This window comes from Peribacillus sp. NPDC076916, from assembly GCF_050269675.1.
Classification (GTDB): domain Bacteria; phylum Bacillota; class Bacilli; order Bacillales; family DSM-1321; genus Peribacillus; species Peribacillus aracenensis.
Genome location: NZ_JBNNIU010000017.1, coordinates 20,699 through 39,719 on the forward strand (window position 1 = coordinate 20,699; position 19,021 = coordinate 39,719).

Consider the following 19,021-nt stretch of genomic DNA (forward strand, 5'->3'; position numbering starts at 1 on the left):
AACTATAGGCTTTTAATTATTTAAATGTGGTTAATTCCCAAGCCAACGGCTTCATGTTCAAATCCCCGAACCGGTGCTCCAATCGTTCCATACACGGCGACAGCAATCCATTCACCTTCGTCCCCGTTTTCAAACGGCCTGCCCCGAACGATTGCAAACCGAAGGCCCGCAGTCCTCAAAAGGCCGCCAAGCTCGACTTGGCCGCGTGTCACTCCTTGGAGTGCTTCGATGATCGCATGATACAGCGCATGCATTTCACGATACATATCGGGATTGACTAATCCAAGTCTTTTCGCTGATGTCTCAATGGCCGCAACTATTTTCTGCAGCTCCATTGAACCGACTTTACCTTTTCCATAAAGCCAATCCATCCGCTTTAGATCATTCGTCAATATGGCTTCTTCCTCTTCGTCCGCAAACGCGTACATGATTGCATGGCGCCCGATTCTTCTGTCGAATTCATTTGTCATGCAAGTACCTCTTTTACAATTTTCTAAATACACTAATAACTAAATATTATTGTAAGCGGATACAAGCCATTCAGTCAATATATTTTTTGAAAATAAATCTTTCAGGGGATGATTCATCACTTCCCAATGCAGCTTTCTACCTATACAGCTCTCATCAATATTCTTTGAAAACCAGTGAATGCAAAAAAGCGGTAGAAAGTGAGCTAAGCAAGGACTAAGTGCCGAGCCCGCCAACGCGAGCTTTACAGATATAATGCCACCTCTCGAAAACGACGTAAACCCGAAAACCAATGCAGCACCTAAACCTGCCCCTACAAAAGAGAACATCATTAAACCTAGGTAATTTACACCTGGTATATCCACGAGAACCTCAATTAAAAATGAAGACCGCACCGTTACACCCATTAGGTGATGCCAATGGATTTATAGTCATCCCCTGCCTGATCGCTCCTGAAATTAAACACCCCGACCGCATAATCGTTGTACAAAATGGGGCAATCATCGAACAAGGGGCCCATGATAATTTGCTCCATCAAGACGGAGCATACAAAAATCTAATCCTTGCCCAAACTGTGTAAAAAATTAAAGTTTGTCTAAAAGAAATCCACACATTCATATAACAAGAATAAAGGCCTCCCGACTTTAATCGGAGGCCTTTACTTTATGGAGATATTCATTCATTCGTTTCCAATGCTTCATAAATCGCAGTCACAACACTTCCATAGCTTCCTGTTTTGAAGAGGTCGCCAAAAAACTGATTGGAATTGGCTACAGGGTCAACGAGCGGAGAGTGCTTTTTATTAGTTAGTAGCACAATCCCTAAATCCTTCTCCGGATCAATGATCGTGACCGTCCCAGTCCATCCAGTATGACCGTAGGCACTGTCGCTCGCATAAGGGCTGAACATCCACTCCATGCTAGCATCGCCATTTCGTCTCCACCCAAGTCCATATGTAGGATTCATTGCGGAAGGTGCGACGAATTCATCGATGGTTTCTTGATCAAACAACATATGTTTACCGTATCCCCCGCCATTCAGCATCACCTGCAGGAGAACGGCCATATCTTGCGTATTGGAGAAAAGACCAGCATGCCCTGAAACTCCCCCCATCGAATAAAAGGCTTTTTCATCATGTACTTCCCCTTGAAGTGTGTATGTGCGGATGTTAGGGAAATCTATCACGCCGTCCCGGGTGTTACCAAGCAATTCAGTTGCAGCAAAATCCATTGGCTTAAAGCCCTTTTGAAGAGGATTGAACTTTGTATTTTTCAAACCAAGCGGCTTGTACAATTCATTTTCAACATAGGTGTCAAGCCGCTTACCTGTTATTTCTTCAACAATGGCGCCAAGCAGCATATAATCGACATCACTGTATACATTCTGTGTTCCGGGTACATATGTGAGCGGTGTTTTAGAAATGAACTGGATGGTTTTATCCCGTTCCTGGGAGTAGAGTTCTTTCGAAACCTTTGGATTATGATATTGCGGATCAGGTCTAAAGCCTGCTGTATGATGGAGAACATCAATAATCCTCAGATTGTCCTTTCCTTTGATCACATCCTCCTTTGTGTCTTTGAATTCAGGAATGTATTGCTGGACTCTTGCCTGGATATTTAACTTTCCTTCGCTGACCAATTTCTGAATGGCAAAATTGGTTGCATACATCTTCGTGTTTGAAGCAAGGTCAAATAACGTTTCATTTTCCATTTTCTTAAACTTCTTAAGAGGTGTATGTTCATTATATTTCTGTTTGTACCCATAACTTTCATTTTTAACGATTTTTCCGTCCTTTATGACAATCAGGGCAGCACCAGGGAAACCCGCAGCCACTTCCATTTCAATAAGCTGATCCACCTTTTCCAGCTTTTCAGACGAAAAGCCCGCTTCTTCAGGTTTTTTGGCTTTCTTTAACATGGGATACTGGCTGGCGGTTTCCTTACTCACAGCGTCTTCTTGATTTGGATTTTCATTAGCGAAAGACACGGATGGCGCTAGTAAGGAAAGAGCCAGAATTGAACTAAGTGTGCAGCTTGTCCATATATTCATCATTTTCCACCCCTTTAAAATCGCACTTTAGTAACTAAGGAACAACTTTGTCTTTTGACTCCTATCGAAAGATAATTTCTCATTCATTCCGTTCTTTTTTCACCAGGCATCACAATCCCATAATGCGATCATCGTGTATCCTTTTCCGTTCCGGGTAGCGATTGGTTATCTTATTCTAAAGCTGATAAATGCGGATATTTCCTAAACCCAGCTAATATTTACCAATAATTCTCAATTTTCAGTATATATGATTTCGAGCATCATTTCAATTTGATATTTATATTTTTAAAATTACATTCAAAGAGGAAAAATCGATTATTAAAATCATTAATTAAAATACCCAGTAAAAGCACCGATAAAAACCACCCCCTTTTTTTCTTTCTAAAAACATCTCAATCAATTGTTCACGATACATGTTCATTAAATCCCACTATAATCATTCGGATAAGTCCCAGAATCGATTTCTCCCCCTTCTCTCCCACACATATTCAAACACTTTTACTACATAGCTCAATCTAAGTTTAAGTTGATGTAAAGCGGCTAATGGCCTTTACCTTCATTGCATAAGAACAAGTAGCAAGTTCAACAACGAAACAAGCCGGACCACAAAAAAAGCTTATGTTAATGTTTCTCAAACGGGAGATTCCCCCCTTCAAATGACTCGTGAATTATCATTGATGAAAATTGAATAGCCCTTAACCGCTCACCATATGAAAGTGATTGTTATCAGTGACAGTCTTGCAAAATCGTATGGCTTGAAACAATTACTTGATCTTGCGCTCATCACATCAGTAAAGGAAAAGCAAGCAACACACTGGAAACAAAGACAGCAGGCGAAATTCCAGCGTTTCGTCTGGTTGGCATTGTGGAAAGTGCCTATCGAACAACGAGAATTTCGCTCCTATGCCGCTTATTAAAATAGAAAGTAAGATCAAATCAAAATCTAGTTTTCCGTTGCAAAATGTACTTCAGTGAATATGACCCTCAGGATGAACACATATGGGCTTCTTGCATTACATGTTGTAAGTGAAAACGAGCGATTAAACGGCAACCATGAAAATACAATAACGATGAGTATGAAAAGGGCTCCCATATAAACTGTGGGAGGCCTTCAACTCTAATGATATTCATATGTTGGGTGAGCACTCATTTCTGAATCTCGCCCCCTATATTTAGTGATTTGAGCGACGTTTGTATCATATCCCCCATTAATATTAAATAAAGTAAGCAAATGCAATATTATTAAGAAAAGAACAAAAAAAGCCCTTCTCTATTGAGATGGCCTATGAGCAATCGCTTAACTTTTAAAAGGCTTTGCTTAATGCTAGTGTATTCTTGATTGTTCGCATACATCGGAATAGGAACGACCATGTTTGTATGGGAGCTTAAACAAATTATCCATAACAGCAGTAACACAATCTTCGCAATAATAATTGACGAACTCCCTACCTTGTTCAAAAATTGGTGTCATCGTATCTATGTCAGCCCATTTAAAACAGTAAATACACATTTGTCTCATGATATATCACTCCTTTAATATGCAGAAATAATTAGTAATAATCAAAAGAAGAATACGTGCTACTTGTCGACATTATTCTTGAAACGATACACTTTCGTAAAAAATCCCTAACATAATCAAGGGAGCAAGGGGAATAAACTGCTATAAAACTATATCCTTTATATACCACTTAAAATAGGCATTAAACCTACCAAAAAACATTATCTTTTCTACCAAGACTTTATCTTTCCCCCAGGTTTCAAATTTGTGTTTACTCCGTTTGCTGATTGGTAATAACATAATACATCTTTTAACTATAAATCAGAGTAGGGAGTGATATTTATGACAAGGCGTTCCAACAAAACCAAACATAAAGCAAAAACTACTTTGAATAATTTAAAAACTAATATTAAGGAAACATTATTTAATATCACAGACAATCCATCAACATCTGTACAACAATTGGCCTATTATATACAACATCACCCTGATGTAAAAGTCGCCAAGAAACAAATGCTTGGAATTCCCTATACCTTCCATAACTTAGAAACAAACGGTTATAATTATTATTTAGAAACCAATAGATCTAAAATTTTGCAGTTGGATGGACATTATCAGGATAAAAAAATTGTATCTTATCGATCATATAGGGATTATCATCAATTAAATACACCAATTAAAATGCCATAACTAATATTTCCACCCTCTTTAATTAGAGGCTTCCAGACTGTAGACAAACTCGATGAAAATCGAGTTTGTCTACAGCATTTGAGGTCTCCCCTGGACAAGCCTTTCCCGCCCGGAGTCCCCCTCACACCCCCTTTTTGTTACGTAAGAAAAAGAGCTGCCAAAGCAGCTCCCTTATTGAAGTAAAGTACGAACGGTTATTGAAGAATGACTGTGTCTTTGTCACTTTCTATTACTGCCAGTTTGTGTGAAAGACTCCTGCCAGATCACGTCGTTCATAGGTATGTGCACCAAAGTAATCACGTTGTGCTTGCAAAAGGTTAGCATTAGAGATGCCTTTTCGATAACTATCGTAATAAGTGAGTGAAGCGCTTAAACATGGAAACGAGATACCGGAATTTATTCCCTCACAGACAACCTTTCGCAATCCTACCTGGTAGTCCGTAACCTTTTCGGTAAAATACGGTGAGATTAATAAATTAGCCAGATTCGGCTGCTCTTGATAGGCTTCGCTAATGACGTTTAAAAATTCGGCACGAATGATGCAACCACCGCGGAAAATCAGCGCAATATCCTTTAAAGGCAAATCCCAGCCGTAAAGTTCAGAAGTCATTTTATATTGAGTAAAACCTTGCGCGTATGCACAAACTTTTCCCATATATAACGCTTGTCTAATATAATCAATCCACTCATTTTTATCCAATTTTTGCTGATCGTTTTCAGGGCCTGTTAAAATATTTTCTGCATTAACCCGTTCTTCTTTTAAAGCGGAAATGTAACGAGCAAACAAAGACTCTGTAATAATCGAAACTGGTATTCCGTTATCAATAGCTTGCATGCTGGTCCATTTGCCTGTACCTTTTTGTCCTGCTTTATCAAGAATCACATCGATCAAGGGTAAGCCCGTTACATCATCTTTTTTCCTTAAAATTTCAGCAGTGATTTCGATTAAATAACTTTTCAGTTCGCCTTGATTCCATGTTTCAAAGATGTCAGCAATTTCATGGACTTCCAAATGCAACTTTTCTCTTAAAAATGTATAGGCTTCGGCGATTAATTGCATATCTGCATACTCAATCCCGTTATGAACCATTTTTACAAAATGACCTGCTCCTTTTGGACCGATATAGGTACAGCAAGGGTCAGCATTTACCTGTGCTGCGATTTTTGTCAGAATCGGAGCTACTTTTTCATAGGCGCCTTTATCTCCACCCGGCATGATTGAAGGTCCCTTTAATGCCCCGACTTCTCCACCAGAAATACCAATTCCCAAATAACTGATTCCTTTAGATTTCAATTCATCATATCTGCGTTCAGTATCTTCGTAATGGGAGTTACCGCCGTCCATGATAATATCGCCTGATTCAAGATGAGGAAGCAATGAATTTATCACCGAGTCGATCGGCTTACCCGCAGTCACCATTAGAAAAACCTTTCTTGGAGTTTCCAGTGACTGAACAAAGTCTTGGATTTCGTAATACGGATGGAGGGACTGACTATCCAATTCAGCTACAAGCTGATCCGTTAAATCTCTTGTGTAGTTATAGACAGCTACTCGTTCCCCTTTACTAGCCATATTTAATGCGATATTACTGCCCATTACCCCTAAACCAATGACACCAATTGTATTGTACATTTATTTCTGCTCCTTCTATGTAAGAATAATAGGCAGTAAATCCCTGCCATAGTGGGGGATTTACTGCCGGGAAAGGCTTATACAAATAAGCTTAGTAATAGAATGAATCCTAATCCAGCTACTGAAATGATCGTCTCAAGCAAGGTCCACGTTGCGAATGTTTCTTTCATGCTTAAACCAAAATACTCTTTAAACATCCAGAAACCAGCATCGTTAACGTGTGAAGCGACTAAACTTCCCGCTCCTGTAGCAAGCACAACTAGAGCAAGGTTAACGTCCGTCTGACCTAACATCGGAATTACTAAACCAGCTGTCGTTAAGGCAGCAACGGTAGCAGACCCTAAGGAAATACGCAGGATTGCCGCGATGATCCAGGCAAGCAAGATCGGAGATAATGATGTTCCTTTGAACAATTCAGCTACATAGTCACCTACACCGCCGTCGATCAATACTTGCTTGAAGGCTCCTCCGCCCCCTATGATTAAAAGCATCATTCCGATATGCAGGATTGCTGATGTACAGGATTCCATAATATCTTTCATTGGAATCTTTCTTGCCAATCCCATTGAATAGACCGCAAATAATAAGGAAAGCAGCATGGAAGTACCGGCCTCACCAATAAAACGGATAACTGCTAGTAGACCATTATCTTCAAATCCCATTGTTTTTTGCATCAAAGTGATAATCGTAGCAATTGACATTAATATAACCGGAAGTAATGCAGTAAATACACTGATCCCAAATCCAGGTGTTTCTTCAAGTTTAAATGATTTTTGTTCTCCTAAAGAGGCAATGCTGCCTGTTTTCGTAAATGATTCAGGTACTAATCTTTTAGCTATCTTCGTAAATACCGGTCCAGCTAAAATAACGGTTGGAACCGCAATAATGAAGCCGTAAAGTAAAACCTGGCCAATGTCTGCACCATATTCACCAGCGATGACGGTTGGCCCTGGATGCGGCGGTAAGAAACCGTGTGTTACGGATAATGCCGCTACCATTGGAATACCAAGATACAATATCGAAACTTTCAATTCCCTTGAAATTGCAAATACGATTGGAATTAATAATACTAATCCCACTTCAAAAAACAATGCGACACCGATAATAAATGATGCTGCAACGACTGCCCATTGAATATTCTTTTCACCGAACTTTTTAACAAGGGTCATGGCAATGCGCTGCGCGCCGCCTGAATCCGCAATCAGCTTACCTAACATCGCTCCAAGTCCAAAGATTAACGCTAAGTGACCGAGTGTTCCGCCTAACCCAGCTTCAATGGTTTTGACAATTCCATCAAGTGGCATCCCAAGCGCTAAAGCCACTCCAAACGATACAATGATCAAGGAAATAAAGGTGTTTAATTTTAAACCCATTATTAAAATTAATAAAGCGACAATTCCTAAAGCGACAATAACTAATGGCATTGTAATTCCTCCATGTCTTTACTTTGTAGCATTTATTAAGTTTCTTTGATAATTCGCAATCTGTGTATATTCGTTTTCCAATACCCTTGATAGGTTAATGAAAATCGGCAGTAGTTGCCTATATTCTTTTACAGAATCATCTTTCGGTGTGTGCTTGTGGGTATTGCCTATCATTTCAGAAACTACTTCGAAGGAATCAATTTCCCCGGTGGCATATAACCCCAATATACAAGCACCCAGGCACGAACTTTCGTAGCTTTCTGGAACCACGACTTCCGATTCGAAAATATCGGACATCGTTTGCCGCCAAACAGCCGACCTTGCGAAGCCACCCGTAGCTTGAATTCGGGTAACGGGACCGTCCATACATTCGGTTAAGGCTAAAAATACTGTATATAAATTGTAAATGACCCCTTCTAGAGCCGCTCGAATCATATGTTCTTTCTTATGCGAGAGTGTTAATCCGAAAAATGATCCCCGTACATCCGGATTCCATAATGGTGCACGTTCACCTGCGAGATATGGATGGAATAACAATCCATCTGCGCCTGGTCTTACACGTTCGGCAATCTTGGTCAAGACTTCATAAGCATCGATGCCAAGCCTTTTAGCCGTTTCTACCTCGGAGGAAGCAAATTCATCGCGAATCCAGCGAAGGACCATCCCGCCATTGTTTACCGGCCCGCCAATCACCCAATGCTTTTCCGTTAATGCATAGCAAAAGATTCTTCCTTTTTCGTCGGTTTTCGGCTCGTCTATAATCGTCCGAATCGCACCGCTTGTCCCAATCGTGACAGCGATTTCACCTTTCCGGATAGCGTTCACACCTAGATTTGAAAGGACACCATCACTTGCCCCAATGACAAAGGGGGTTTGTGGATCAATCCCGATCTGTTTGGCTAAATCCGGGTCACAGTTGTTAAAGACCTTTGTTGTTGGTACGAGTTCAGATAATTGCCCACGCGTTATTCCGGCAATTCTTAAGGCTTCCTCATCCCAATCCAAGTTTTTGAGATTCATCATGCCCATCGATGAAGCAAGAGAATAATCGACAACATATTGATCAAAGAACTTTTTAAAGATATATTCTTTAATCCCGATATACTTTTTAACCTGGGTTGCGATATCTGGGCGGTCATTCACGATCCAGGCGATTTTGGATAATGGAGACATCGGGTGTATCGGCGTTCCGGTCCGTTTGTAAACTTCATGCCCATCTAATTCATCTTTTATTTTATGGGCCCAAGCTTCACTGCGATTATCTGCCCAAGTGATACAACGTGTCAGCGGCTGGTCATTTTCATCCATGGCTATAACACTATGCATCGCACTGCTAAATGAAATAAATGATATCTGTTTATCTGGATGCTGCTTCGTTATATTTGTAAAGGCTTTCAAAACGGCCTGGAAAATCTCTTCAGGGTCCTGTTCCGCTGTTGTCATATCCGGTGTGTAAAGAGGATAACCAATATTCTCCTGCTCGATGACATCGCCTTTTTTCGTGAATAATACCGCTTTTGTACTTGTTGTACCGATGTCTACACCTAACATATAGCTAGTCATTTTCTTGTTCGACTCCTTTTGAAAGCATCTGTTGGGCCGTCCATAAGTCTTCAACTTTCTCTTGAACATCATCAAAGTTTTCATGTAGCGACTTAATCATGAGGTCCCGATCTTTTGTCCTGATTGCATCAATATAAAGTTGATGGTTATTTATGATCCGTGTAAAGTCTTCATACTTTTCTTTAAAACGACTGCGCATGGATAGAAGAATCAAACTTTCCATCACAGGTTTTAAATTATCCCAAATCATCAGGATGTAGGAATGATCGATGGACCGAATGATCGTTTCGTGGAATAGGACATCCTGATAGGAAAACTCATCAGCATCTCGGTATTTTATGGAAATTTTCATAATTTCCAGTATTTTACTAAGTTCCATCACTAATTCATTCGTTTCCATCCTTACTAGCCGTTCGAATACAAACGTTTCGATGAGTATACGCACATCATAAATTTCTGCATATTTTTTTTCTGTTAAACCAATGACAACCGCACCCATTCTTTCCAATCGGATGATATTTTCAGAGGCCAATATTTTTAACGCTTCACGAACTGGTGAGCGGCTTACACCGAAATCGGCAGCTATTTTATTTTCAGATAGGATGGCACCGCTTTCAATCATCCCCGAAATAATGCGCATTCTAAGCTCGGATGTTACACGATCACCTGCTGAAGCTTTTGAAAGCCATTTTACAGGATATAGAAACTCCTTTGATTCAGCCATAAATTCACCTTCCAACAGAGTTCAAGTACACTTGTATACAAGTATTTTATAATAATAATAATGAATAATGCAAGCATTTTGAATGTAACCGGATTCTCATTACTATAAGTCAAAATGTTATAAGGTTCTGGTGAAAATAATGAAACGGACTAACCTGCTCCGTTAGTTCCACAAGAAAAAGCTGTCTTAAAGACAGCTCCAATCTTCAGCTAATGCACCTGTTAGTTCAACAAGAATCTATCAACGATTTATTTTACCACTCAAAATCCATATAAATTTCTGAAAGAAGTCTTTCTTCGATTGTTCCATATTTAAAAAGAGCCTCAGAAGTTTCAAACTCTTGAGTATAGGCACCTCTGACTCGTGTAAGATAATATGCACCTGGATTTTGGCTTATCCAATATTCTTCATTTTGATATATAAATGAGTATTCTTCCCCGATTGCTATACCTTCTTGGAACTCAATAAACTCTTTTAAAGTCATCTTCCCACCACCTGTGAGCTTTTATAAGATTTATAATTAAACTAACCCGCCCCTATAGTTGCATAAAGAAAAAGCTGCCTTAAAGACAGCTCCGATCTTCAGCCTGTCAGTTCTATAAGGAAAGCAAGCCTTATTCAAGAATCGCGCTCGATTACTGAAGAACGAATATAAAAACTTGGTACCAAATGGCCTTATCATTTATTAATGATACGGTTCACCGCACCTATTCAAGCAGTGACTTTTTTAAAACTGTCAGCCTTTTAATTTTACACTTTTACTTTAAATCGACGCTGCGGAGGAAGCAGCTGCTTGATCAGCCTTCACACAATCAATTGCAACAACGAGTGCAATAATAATGGTTTCCATCTCTTCATCTATTATTTCAACCTTGTAGCTATCACCCCAAGTGAACCACTCCTTGCCCACTTCACCTACGATTTTACCATGCTGTAAAACTCGAAAATCCATATCCCACCAATTACCATGTACTTCAATGCCTGCCGCATCAATTGTATATCGTGCTTTAAAGAAGGAAAATTCCTTCTTTATTGTTAATACCTCTCGACCATTCACCTCAACCAAAAACTTTGGTAAAAAGCTGAACACCTTTTTCGTAATGAGTGCTACTTCATCCCTTGCTGCATTCATAATGGAGAAAGTCTTTGGAACTTGCATAAAACTTCCCTCCACGTAATATATATCCTTCTCCTGCTGATCCTTTACTGTAAATTTCCCGCTAAGACTGAACACCTTCTGCTTTATATAAAGCTGCCTCATACTTATGCCTCCCAACCTTAAGTCCTTTTACATTACTTACGTTTGAAATGGACCTTGGTTCCAATCTTATGCATTAAATTCCAAATAATAGTTCCACTCAAAAGCGCCTTCTTTTCGGTCCACCACTATTTATCCTTAACTAATTTACCTTTTGTAAAGTCAGCAATTCTTCCCTCGCAATCTGGTCCAATTGTTGAACAACTCTTTATGTGCTCTTGAACTATCCTGACCCTTTAATTCCATAAGAAAAAGCTGCCTTAACGACAGCTCCTTCAGCTACCCCGGATCCGTTCTTGAAACATAACCCTTCCATCACTAAAAAGATTGTTGTTTTTAAAATGAAACGATTTAAGGTTGATTGGAGCGCAAGTGCGAGACTCCTGCGGGAGCAGCGGGACAAGTGAGACCCCACAGGCGTTTACGCCGAGGAGGCTCACCGCCCGCCCCGCGGAAAGCGAGCATCCGGAGGGGGAAATTCATCACACCGCTTTACTTGGTAAATAGCAACAAAGTATGCGAAATCAGCCTATAAAAAAGTAATTCCCTTTTTTATTTAATTCTTTACTCTTCTCCAATAACTCCTTATTAGGAAGTTGCAAAACTTCCAATTTGTTCACTTTTTCTATAAAAGCTTGTATTTCATTAATATCTGTAATGACCTTTGAAGTTGACTCTGAAGATACCCCGTCCTCATCAACACCTTGCACTAATAAAGTTGTATATTCATCTTCATGTGCTTCTCCCCTCAATAAATTAAGGTCAAGTCTTAGATACAATGGGAGAGCGATTATTAAGAGGGTATTTTACAGACAAAAAATACGGACAAAACCTGTAACGACATGAATTGCTTTATTTCGTTTTTCTTCCTAAAATATCCGCAAATACTCCGATTACAGCCGATTATCCATGATTAAATGGCTTGATTATAATGTAAGCACCAAATGATAACGCTTCCCTTCACTATCTCGGCCTTTTCCTTGTGAATGTCCTCTCTTCCCTTGAATCTGAATCTCAGCATGTTACGATAAAATGGCTGAAAAATACGAACGGAAATACGAACGATGAACTTTTAGGAGGGCATAATGTTGAAAGATAAAACTGTGGCATTTTTAGGAGCCGGTTCGATGGCAGAGTCGATGATTTCAGGAATTGTGCAGATGGGGAGCATACCAGCAGAGAGAATTTATGTGACAAATCGCCGGAATCAATTACGGCTCAAGGAAATGAATCACGTGTATGGAGTTCAGGCGGTCCATCAGGATGCATTGCCATATGAAGAAATCGATTTCTTTATTTTGGCAATGAAGCCCCAGGGAGCAGCAGATGCTCTCGATGCATTGAAAGATAAAATAAAAGTGGATCAAGTTGTGATTTCTGTTTTAGCGGGCATTTCAACTGAATTCATGGAAAGTCATCTACAGCTTGGACAGCAGGTTGTGCGGTTGATGCCAAATACGTCAAGCATGATCCGGGAGTCGGCAACTGCGTTATGTCCGGGAAGACATACAGCGATGGACAATGTGATAGCAGTGAAGGAATTGTTTGGCTGTTTGGGAAAAGTGTTCTTAATTGAAGAAGAGCAAATGGATATTTTTACAGGAATTGCAGGAAGCGGACCTGCTTACTTCTATTATTTAATGGAACATATGGAATATGCCGGCGTTAAAAAGGGTATGGATGAAGCGATGGTCCGTGAGATTGTCGCCCAAACGATTTTAGGGGCAGCCAAGATGATTATGGTGAACGACGAGGCACCGGCAAGTCTAAGAGAGAAAGTCACTTCACCAAATGGAACGACAGCATCCGGACTTGAGGCTTTACGGAAAAATAATGGCGGCAAAGCCATTTCACAGGCGATTCATCATGCAGCGAAACGTTCGAAAGAGCTGAATGAAGAGATGTCAGTAGCGTACAGGAAATCGGCTATTCCCCGAGAGTATTGTGGCACTTCAGTACCATAAGAGGAAGGTGTCCAAGTTAACTATTACCATGGATCCTCCTTAGTAAAATATATGTATCAAAAGATATGGTTATAAAATGATAATCCTATCAAATAGTTAGAATAAATTAAAACGTAAGAAAAACGGAGGACAACATGAAGAGAATCCTTAAGATCGCTAGTGCTTTTATCGGAATCCTTATCGGAGCAGGGTTCGCCTCAGGACAAGAGACCATGCTTTATTTTGTAAGCTTCGGGAAATTGGGCACAATTGGAGCTATCATTTCAGTCGTTATTTTTGCATACCTTGGAATGATTCTGATGAAGCTTGGCAGTCGTACACAAACAGATTCGCATCAGGAAGCAATTTATAAGATTTGTGGTCGCTTTCTCGGCGGTATCATTGATTATGTTCTGAACGCCATCCTACTAGGTATCGGAATTGTCATGATTGCGGGGTCAGGCTCAATCTTTAATCAGCAATTCGGATTACCTTCTTTTATAGGCACCATTCTTATGACTGTTCTTGTTATGACAACAGTTATGCTGAAAGTTGACCGTGTGATTAAGGTAATTGCATCCGTCACACCATTTCTGATTATTGTCGTACTTTTCTTATTTATTTATAGTATGTTAACAATGAATTCATCGTTTACGTCACTTGAACCACATGCACTGGAACAAAATTCAGCTGCGGGACATTGGCTAATATCTGCAATAAACTATATTTCAATAACCATAGCAATGGGGGCTTCCATGACACTTGTTATGGGTGGAAATGAACCTGATGAAAGGATATCATCCATTGGAGGACTTATCGGAGGGGCTGCTTTAGGTCTACTTGTTATGATTAGTCACCTTACTATTTTCTCACATATTCATACTGTATCGCACTTAGATATGCCAATGCTGGGAATCGCCAACAGTGTTTCACCTCTCTTAGGTATTCTGTACTCTCTCGTTCTGTTCGCTATGATTTTCAACTCGGCAGTCAGCATGTTCTACTCATTTGGAACACGCTTTTCAAATCCGCATACCACAAAATTTAAAGTAATCATCATTTCATCACTGTTGATAGGATTTATAGCAAGCTTCTTTGGCTTCACTAAACTTGTTTCCTCTCTCTATCCAATCTTTGGCTATATGGGAATTGTTCTTATTATCGTTCTCATCATTACTCCATTCCGAATGAGTCGATTAACGAAAGAAAATTAAATGGAATAACTATAAGCTCTCTAGTAAATGATATTCTAATTTATCTGTATGTTCTTCTTACACAGCTATTATTTTTGGATGTGGCCTCCTATAAATAATAGGATAATCCTTTTCGTCATATTTCTCTTGAGTTGTATAAACTAGCTTGCTTCATTAATTGAAAACTGGGCATCTATCCCCTTTTATTTCCACGAGCATCAAGCCTTTGCCATTTATTAAGTGAATAACGATTATTGCTAATGAAGCATCCAAGAAAAAGGATTGCAGTAAGATGCGGGGATACTTCCTCATTGATAGCTTTTATTAATGTCAATATAAAACTATCCAATATATACATTCCTTTCGAAAAATAAACTACTGAACTTTGCCTCACCACCTGGAATATTTCACCATAGGGTTTGGTCATGATAAGATCACTCTCGTACTATATTCACGCTGAATTTAAAATAATGTGTTTACTTGAATATAATGTTTGACTCTTATCAAGAGAGGTGGAGGGACTGTGCCCAGTGAAGCCCGGCAACCGTCAGTTAATTAACTGAAATGGTGCCAATTCCTGCAAAGCAATGTGCTTTGGAAGATGAGAGAAAGGATTGAGGATTGTTTAACCAACCTTTCTACTAATGAGTAGAAAGGTTTTTTTTGAGAAAAAGACGATCTCCCTTGGTGGAATGATATTAAGATTCCTGTTGAACTATGTAAACATCGAAATGACGCAGGAGTGATTGGGGCAATGTATCATTTTATTCAACAACAAAGATTATAAAAACTTATTATTTAAGTGTTCACCTTAGTTTATAGAGTTATAGAAGAATACAATATGAGTCGTTACCAATGGGGACTAAAGAAAATGGCCCCGGTACAATACCGGGACCACCTATTAGCCGTTTAGGAACTTTTTACTGTCCGAAAAATGGGGCATAGTTCAGATTACCATCGCTTTTTTTATTTCGACATTGCTAGCATGCCTTGTAAAATAACCTCAATACCCCATTCAAAACGTTCGATGCATCCGCCTGCGAACATATCTGATTTTAGCATCATAATCAATGGATATTTCGCTGGATCTGCTTGATTATAAAGTGCAATCATATCGTCTAAGTCCGTGCTTTCCTCTTCTACTCGACTTCCCCGTTCAAATGAATATCAATTCCCCAAGCCATACTACGTTTTCACTCATACCACCGTTTTTCAAATATTTCAGTAAGCATTCATTGATTTTTAAAGAGTTTTGACCATATGGAGAAATAGTCATTGCAAGCATTCTAGGCATACTTTAAAAAAGAGCCTCTCCAAATGTATCTTCTCTTCCACATTTGTTACTATTTCATTTATTTGCTCTTGCACTTTCTTAATACCCTGTTTTGTTTCAGTTGAGTATTTGTTTTTGCCATTCCCCATCATTCCTATTCATAATAATTCTTGTTTCTTTATTAAAGGTTGGACTGGCACAAAGGTTGATAGGCATTTAATGGTTTTTAACAATAGAGTCGTAATTCACATGAAGTATATTACAACTTTCCTTCTACAAAATTAAACAAAAGGCAACAATATTAAACAATGAAAACAGTTGATTATCAATATACAGTTTATAGGAATTATAGTGGAATAAAATCCAGTAATTTTGCACTCCTTAATTACTAAATCTTTTGAGGAGCACAGTACTTTTTAAACAGGAAAAACTACCTAAAATTTGTTCTTCTAAAATAAAGTATTAATAAAATTTTTGTAGAGTGGATTTTTAACTGCCCCTGATTTTACGACAAGATATTAAGTACATTCAATTTACAATAAGCTTGTATTAAAAATTTCTAGCATTTTGGGGGTGCAGTTTTTGACAAAACAGAAAAAGCAGAAATGGAAAAGGAATTTAGTGGTGATGACTGCCATAACCGGACTAGTGTTCTCTATATTTTATCCAGGCCTAAGTATTCCGGTTGCAGCGGTCGAACAGCCTGACCAGCCGATTCCTAAGGAAGAATCGGTCTCAATTGTTCAACTTGTAGTACCAAATGATAAGGCAAAGGAGAAGCTTCTTGAGCTTGGAATTGACCTTACCCACAGAATCGAAGCACACGACGGAGTCTATGAAGTGGATGCCGTTGTCACACCAACAGAAATTGCCATGTTAAAGACCTTTGGCATCAATGTAAAAGAGACCCTGATCACCGAAAACCAATGGGACACACGCGTGGCAGAGCGGCAATCTACTGTCCAGCTGCAAGCCAGTCTGGCAGCTTCCGAGGATACACTTAAAGTCCTTAGGGCAAACCATTTTACCAATCAATCAGGCACCTTCCTATATCTCGAAGTGAAATCAAGCGCCGGTGCGACTGCTAGCACAGCACTTAAAGCAACTTGGACCGAGAACGGTGAGGAAAAATCTGCTACACTTTCCAGATTGGTAGATTACGGTGAATATTTATATCACTATTTGCTTTTACCAGTTAGCGCCATTCCTTCATCTGTTAAAATTGAAAGTAATCTTGGAGGAACAGCTACGAGCACAATTACTGAATGGTTAGGGAAAGAGCCGAAACATCCAAAAACAGATTATGTTACCGATTTTGTTGATCACTATATGGCACCAAATGAATTATATGAACGTGCCGAAAAACTTGCAAAAGAATTCCCGAACTTGGTAGAAATCATTGATATGCCAAATAAAACAAATGGTTATAGACGTCTTGCCCAAGCTACAATCGGCGGCACGACCAATCTCGCAGTTGTTGTTTCCTCAAAAGCATGGGGGCATGAGGGCGGGAATGATGTATCGGTAGAATTCAAGAATCCGGGAACCAATAATTCACCACTAAAAGTGACTGTGGATGGTACAAAGATTTTAGTAAATTTAGCTACTGATTCGTCAGGAAAGGCAACAAGTACTGCCGCACAAGTTGTTAAAGCACTGAATGAGAATGCAAGCCAACTTGTCACTGCGACTACATACCGCGGTAATACTGGTGCCGGTGTTGTCGCACCAACTACAAATGCTGCGATATTAACTGACGGCTTGAAAGCTGGGGCAGACGTTTCCCGTGATCCTTTTACAGTAAAAGCGATCCGAATCGGCAAGCATCGTGACGGTTCTAAACCAGGTGTTCTTGGATATGCTCAGGAGCATGCCCGTGAATGGGTGACTCCGCTCGTAACAATCGAAACGGCGGAAAGACTACTGCGAAACTATAGTCAAGATAGTGAGACAAGAAAGCTTGTCGATAATCTTGATATATTCCTTGTACCTTCAGTAAACCCTGATGGTGCCAATTACAGCTTAAATGATTACAATATGCAGCGTAAGAATATGACCAATCACTGTGGTCCCACTGCCTCTGATCCTGGGTACCGTAATAATTGGGGAGTTGACCTTAACCGCAACCATTCTGTTGGTTCCGTTTTTGATGGCTATATTGGCGGAGGTACAAGTTGTACGGGAGACACTTACGCTGGACCAGCTGAAAACTCTGAGCCTGAAGGAAGAAACCTTGTCTGGCTTGCTGACAAAAACCCAAATATTAAGTTTGCAATGAATATTCATAGTTATGGCGGCTACTTCATGTGGTCCCCTGGTGCTTACGATTCAAAACGTACAACACTGCCACGCCCATCAGCTGGTGAAGAAGCGTTTTACTGGGCAGCTTCTGACAACATCTTAAATGATATTCAAGACCACCGCGGAACGGTCATTCTACCTAGCCGTACAGGTCCAATTCCTGACGTACTATACTCTGCTGCAGGTAACTCTGCGGACTACCTTTGGTATGAAAAGGGGATTTATGCCTGGAACTTCGAAGTAGGGGCAGATTTATGGAATAAGGATACAAAAAGATGGCAGGCAGTTGGATTCCAGCCAGCCTTTGTAGAAGGCCATGAAGAAGCAATGGAATTTGCCAATGGGTTGATTGGCTTAATTAAAGTAGCCTACAACAGTGCAAAAGACCATCAGCCGCCTTCCTCAAAAGCTACACCTGGAAACGGTAAATACACAGGTCCGGTTGATGTTAAGATTGAAACAAGTGAGCCGGCCACCATTTATTATACGCTTGACGGCAGCCGCCCTACCTTCCAATCAGCTAAAATTAAATTAAGCGGCACCCGTGAATTTGCAGAAACATTAAAAATTGAAAAGACTACAACCATCAATTATTTCACTGTGGACGCCGCAGGAAACATTGAGAAAAACTACAATCCACTTGGTAATGGGAAAAACTATAATTCTGTAACGCTTACAATAAAATGACGGTTTGCAAGGGGTTGGCCTTACGGGGCCAACTCTTTTTTCATTGGTACCTTTGAACTGATAGACTTTCTATTATTTTTGGATACAAAATAACCAGAATCGTGTTATCGTTAATATTTCCTTTTGCGTCACTAAATCTTGGCCAGTAGTTGAAGCCCTCGCCTAACTAATTAACAATATATATCATCCTCTGTCCATAAGTCTTAAATCTTTTATACTATAAATTACAAACTAACGTTTAGACATAAAACAAGAATAAATAAACAAATAATTGTTGTCACTTTAGGCGATAATTTGCACGTATTTTAAGTGCTATT

General features: G+C 39.7%; 16 protein-coding genes and 1 riboswitch. Of the genes, 6 read left to right on the forward strand and 10 right to left on the reverse strand.

What is annotated here, in order from left to right; genetic code table 11:
- Positions 1 to 20 precede the first annotated feature (20 nt).
- Entirely contained in the window at positions 21 to 470 is a 450-nt protein-coding gene (hutP, locus tag ACQKFG_RS25565) for a hut operon transcriptional regulator HutP (RefSeq protein WP_192207588.1), read from the reverse strand.
- A gap of 39 nt (positions 471 to 509) precedes the next feature.
- A complete protein-coding gene (locus tag ACQKFG_RS25570; RefSeq protein WP_427563874.1) occupies positions 510 to 833 on the reverse strand; it encodes a hypothetical protein in 324 nt (107 codons plus the stop codon).
- Between the two features lie 17 nt (positions 834 to 850).
- Between ACQKFG_RS25570 and ACQKFG_RS25575 the strand changes: the two genes are divergently transcribed.
- Entirely contained in the window at positions 851 to 1,048 is a 198-nt protein-coding gene (locus tag ACQKFG_RS25575; RefSeq protein ID WP_427563876.1) for a hypothetical protein, read from the forward strand.
- 95 nt (positions 1,049 to 1,143) lie between these two features.
- Here the strand turns inward: ACQKFG_RS25575 and pbp4b are convergent, their stop codons facing one another.
- Complete coding sequence (gene pbp4b / locus ACQKFG_RS25580) at positions 1,144 to 2,517, reverse strand: penicillin binding protein PBP4B (RefSeq protein WP_427563926.1); 1,374 nt, start codon at positions 2,515 to 2,517, stop codon at positions 1,144 to 1,146.
- Between the two features lie 1,324 nt (positions 2,518 to 3,841).
- Positions 3,842 to 4,036, reverse strand: coding sequence for a hypothetical protein (locus ACQKFG_RS25585; protein ID WP_342614945.1), 195 nt, complete (start codon positions 4,034 to 4,036; stop codon positions 3,842 to 3,844).
- Positions 4,037 to 4,357: 321 nt separating this feature from the next.
- On the opposite strand from ACQKFG_RS25585, the gene ACQKFG_RS25590 reads away from it, so the two are divergent.
- Complete coding sequence (locus ACQKFG_RS25590; protein WP_349730276.1) at positions 4,358 to 4,705, forward strand: hypothetical protein; 348 nt, start codon at positions 4,358 to 4,360, stop codon at positions 4,703 to 4,705.
- A 229-nt stretch (positions 4,706 to 4,934) separates the two neighbouring features.
- Here the strand turns inward: ACQKFG_RS25590 and gnd are convergent, their stop codons facing one another.
- The 6 genes from gnd to ACQKFG_RS25620 form a co-directional block, all read right to left on the reverse strand.
- Complete coding sequence (gene gnd, locus ACQKFG_RS25595; RefSeq protein ID WP_349730277.1) at positions 4,935 to 6,338, reverse strand: decarboxylating NADP(+)-dependent phosphogluconate dehydrogenase; 1,404 nt, start codon at positions 6,336 to 6,338, stop codon at positions 4,935 to 4,937.
- A 77-nt stretch (positions 6,339 to 6,415) separates the two neighbouring features.
- On the reverse strand, positions 6,416 to 7,762 hold the full coding sequence (locus ACQKFG_RS25600; protein WP_192207583.1) for a GntP family permease: 1,347 nt from the start codon (positions 7,760 to 7,762) through the stop codon (positions 6,416 to 6,418).
- 18 nt (positions 7,763 to 7,780) lie between these two features.
- The gene (gene gntK, locus ACQKFG_RS25605) at positions 7,781 to 9,325 is read right to left on the reverse strand and encodes a gluconokinase (RefSeq protein WP_427563879.1); all 1,545 of its coding nucleotides are present in this window, start codon (positions 9,323 to 9,325) and stop codon (positions 7,781 to 7,783) included.
- The gene (locus ACQKFG_RS25610) at positions 9,318 to 10,049 is read right to left on the reverse strand and encodes a GntR family transcriptional regulator (protein WP_427563881.1); all 732 of its coding nucleotides are present in this window, start codon (positions 10,047 to 10,049) and stop codon (positions 9,318 to 9,320) included. Before ACQKFG_RS25610 ends, gntK begins: the two co-directional genes overlap by 8 nt.
- A gap of 253 nt (positions 10,050 to 10,302) precedes the next feature.
- Positions 10,303 to 10,533: a hypothetical protein gene (locus tag ACQKFG_RS25615; RefSeq protein ID WP_192207580.1), complete on the reverse strand. Its 231-nt coding sequence runs from the start codon at positions 10,531 to 10,533 to the stop codon at positions 10,303 to 10,305.
- A gap of 279 nt (positions 10,534 to 10,812) precedes the next feature.
- Positions 10,813 to 11,310 carry an LURP-one-related/scramblase family protein gene (locus ACQKFG_RS25620; RefSeq protein ID WP_427563883.1) on the reverse strand — a complete coding sequence of 166 codons (498 nt, stop codon included), beginning with the start codon at positions 11,308 to 11,310 and terminating at the stop codon, positions 10,813 to 10,815.
- 1,082 nt (positions 11,311 to 12,392) lie between these two features.
- Here ACQKFG_RS25620 and proC point away from each other — a divergent pair.
- From proC to ACQKFG_RS25640, 4 genes are all read left to right on the forward strand, one after another.
- Complete coding sequence (proC, locus tag ACQKFG_RS25625; protein WP_427563885.1) at positions 12,393 to 13,271, forward strand: pyrroline-5-carboxylate reductase; 879 nt, start codon at positions 12,393 to 12,395, stop codon at positions 13,269 to 13,271.
- A 134-nt stretch (positions 13,272 to 13,405) separates the two neighbouring features.
- Positions 13,406 to 14,464, forward strand: a complete 1,059-nt coding sequence (locus ACQKFG_RS25630; protein WP_427563886.1) for a YkvI family membrane protein — start codon at positions 13,406 to 13,408, stop codon at positions 14,462 to 14,464.
- 476 nt (positions 14,465 to 14,940) lie between these two features.
- Positions 14,941 to 15,051: riboswitch (SAM riboswitch) on the forward strand.
- 194 nt (positions 15,052 to 15,245) lie between these two features.
- Complete coding sequence (locus ACQKFG_RS25635) at positions 15,246 to 15,356, forward strand: IS3 family transposase (RefSeq protein WP_427563888.1); 111 nt, start codon at positions 15,246 to 15,248, stop codon at positions 15,354 to 15,356.
- Between the two features lie 942 nt (positions 15,357 to 16,298).
- Complete coding sequence (locus ACQKFG_RS25640) at positions 16,299 to 18,704, forward strand: M14 family metallopeptidase (protein ID WP_427563890.1); 2,406 nt, start codon at positions 16,299 to 16,301, stop codon at positions 18,702 to 18,704.
- Positions 18,705 to 19,021: the final 317 nt, after the last annotated feature.

Coding starts and splice junctions, on each gene's coding strand:
- ACQKFG_RS25600 (WP_192207583.1), bottom strand. CDS start 7,762: ATGCCATTAGTTATTGTCGCTTTAGGAATTGTCGCTTTATTAATTTTA.
- pbp4b (WP_427563926.1), bottom strand. CDS start 2,517: ATGAATATATGGACAAGCTGCACACTTAGTTCAATTCTGGCTCTTTCC.
- gntK (WP_427563879.1), bottom strand. CDS start 9,325: ATGACTAGCTATATGTTAGGTGTAGACATCGGTACAACAAGTACAAAA.
- ACQKFG_RS25590 (WP_349730276.1), top strand. CDS start 4,358: ATGACAAGGCGTTCCAACAAAACCAAACATAAAGCAAAAACTACTTTG.
- ACQKFG_RS25575 (WP_427563876.1), top strand. CDS start 851: ATGAAGACCGCACCGTTACACCCATTAGGTGATGCCAATGGATTTATA.
- ACQKFG_RS25610 (WP_427563881.1), bottom strand. CDS start 10,049: ATGGCTGAATCAAAGGAGTTTCTATATCCTGTAAAATGGCTTTCAAAA.
- ACQKFG_RS25630 (WP_427563886.1), top strand. CDS start 13,406: ATGAAGAGAATCCTTAAGATCGCTAGTGCTTTTATCGGAATCCTTATC.
- ACQKFG_RS25585 (WP_342614945.1), bottom strand. CDS start 4,036: ATGAGACAAATGTGTATTTACTGTTTTAAATGGGCTGACATAGATACG.
- ACQKFG_RS25615 (WP_192207580.1), bottom strand. CDS start 10,533: ATGACTTTAAAAGAGTTTATTGAGTTCCAAGAAGGTATAGCAATCGGG.
- ACQKFG_RS25620 (WP_427563883.1), bottom strand. CDS start 11,310: ATGAGGCAGCTTTATATAAAGCAGAAGGTGTTCAGTCTTAGCGGGAAA.
- hutP (WP_192207588.1), bottom strand. CDS start 470: ATGACAAATGAATTCGACAGAAGAATCGGGCGCCATGCAATCATGTAC.
- gnd (WP_349730277.1), bottom strand. CDS start 6,338: ATGTACAATACAATTGGTGTCATTGGTTTAGGGGTAATGGGCAGTAAT.
- proC (WP_427563885.1), top strand. CDS start 12,393: ATGTTGAAAGATAAAACTGTGGCATTTTTAGGAGCCGGTTCGATGGCA.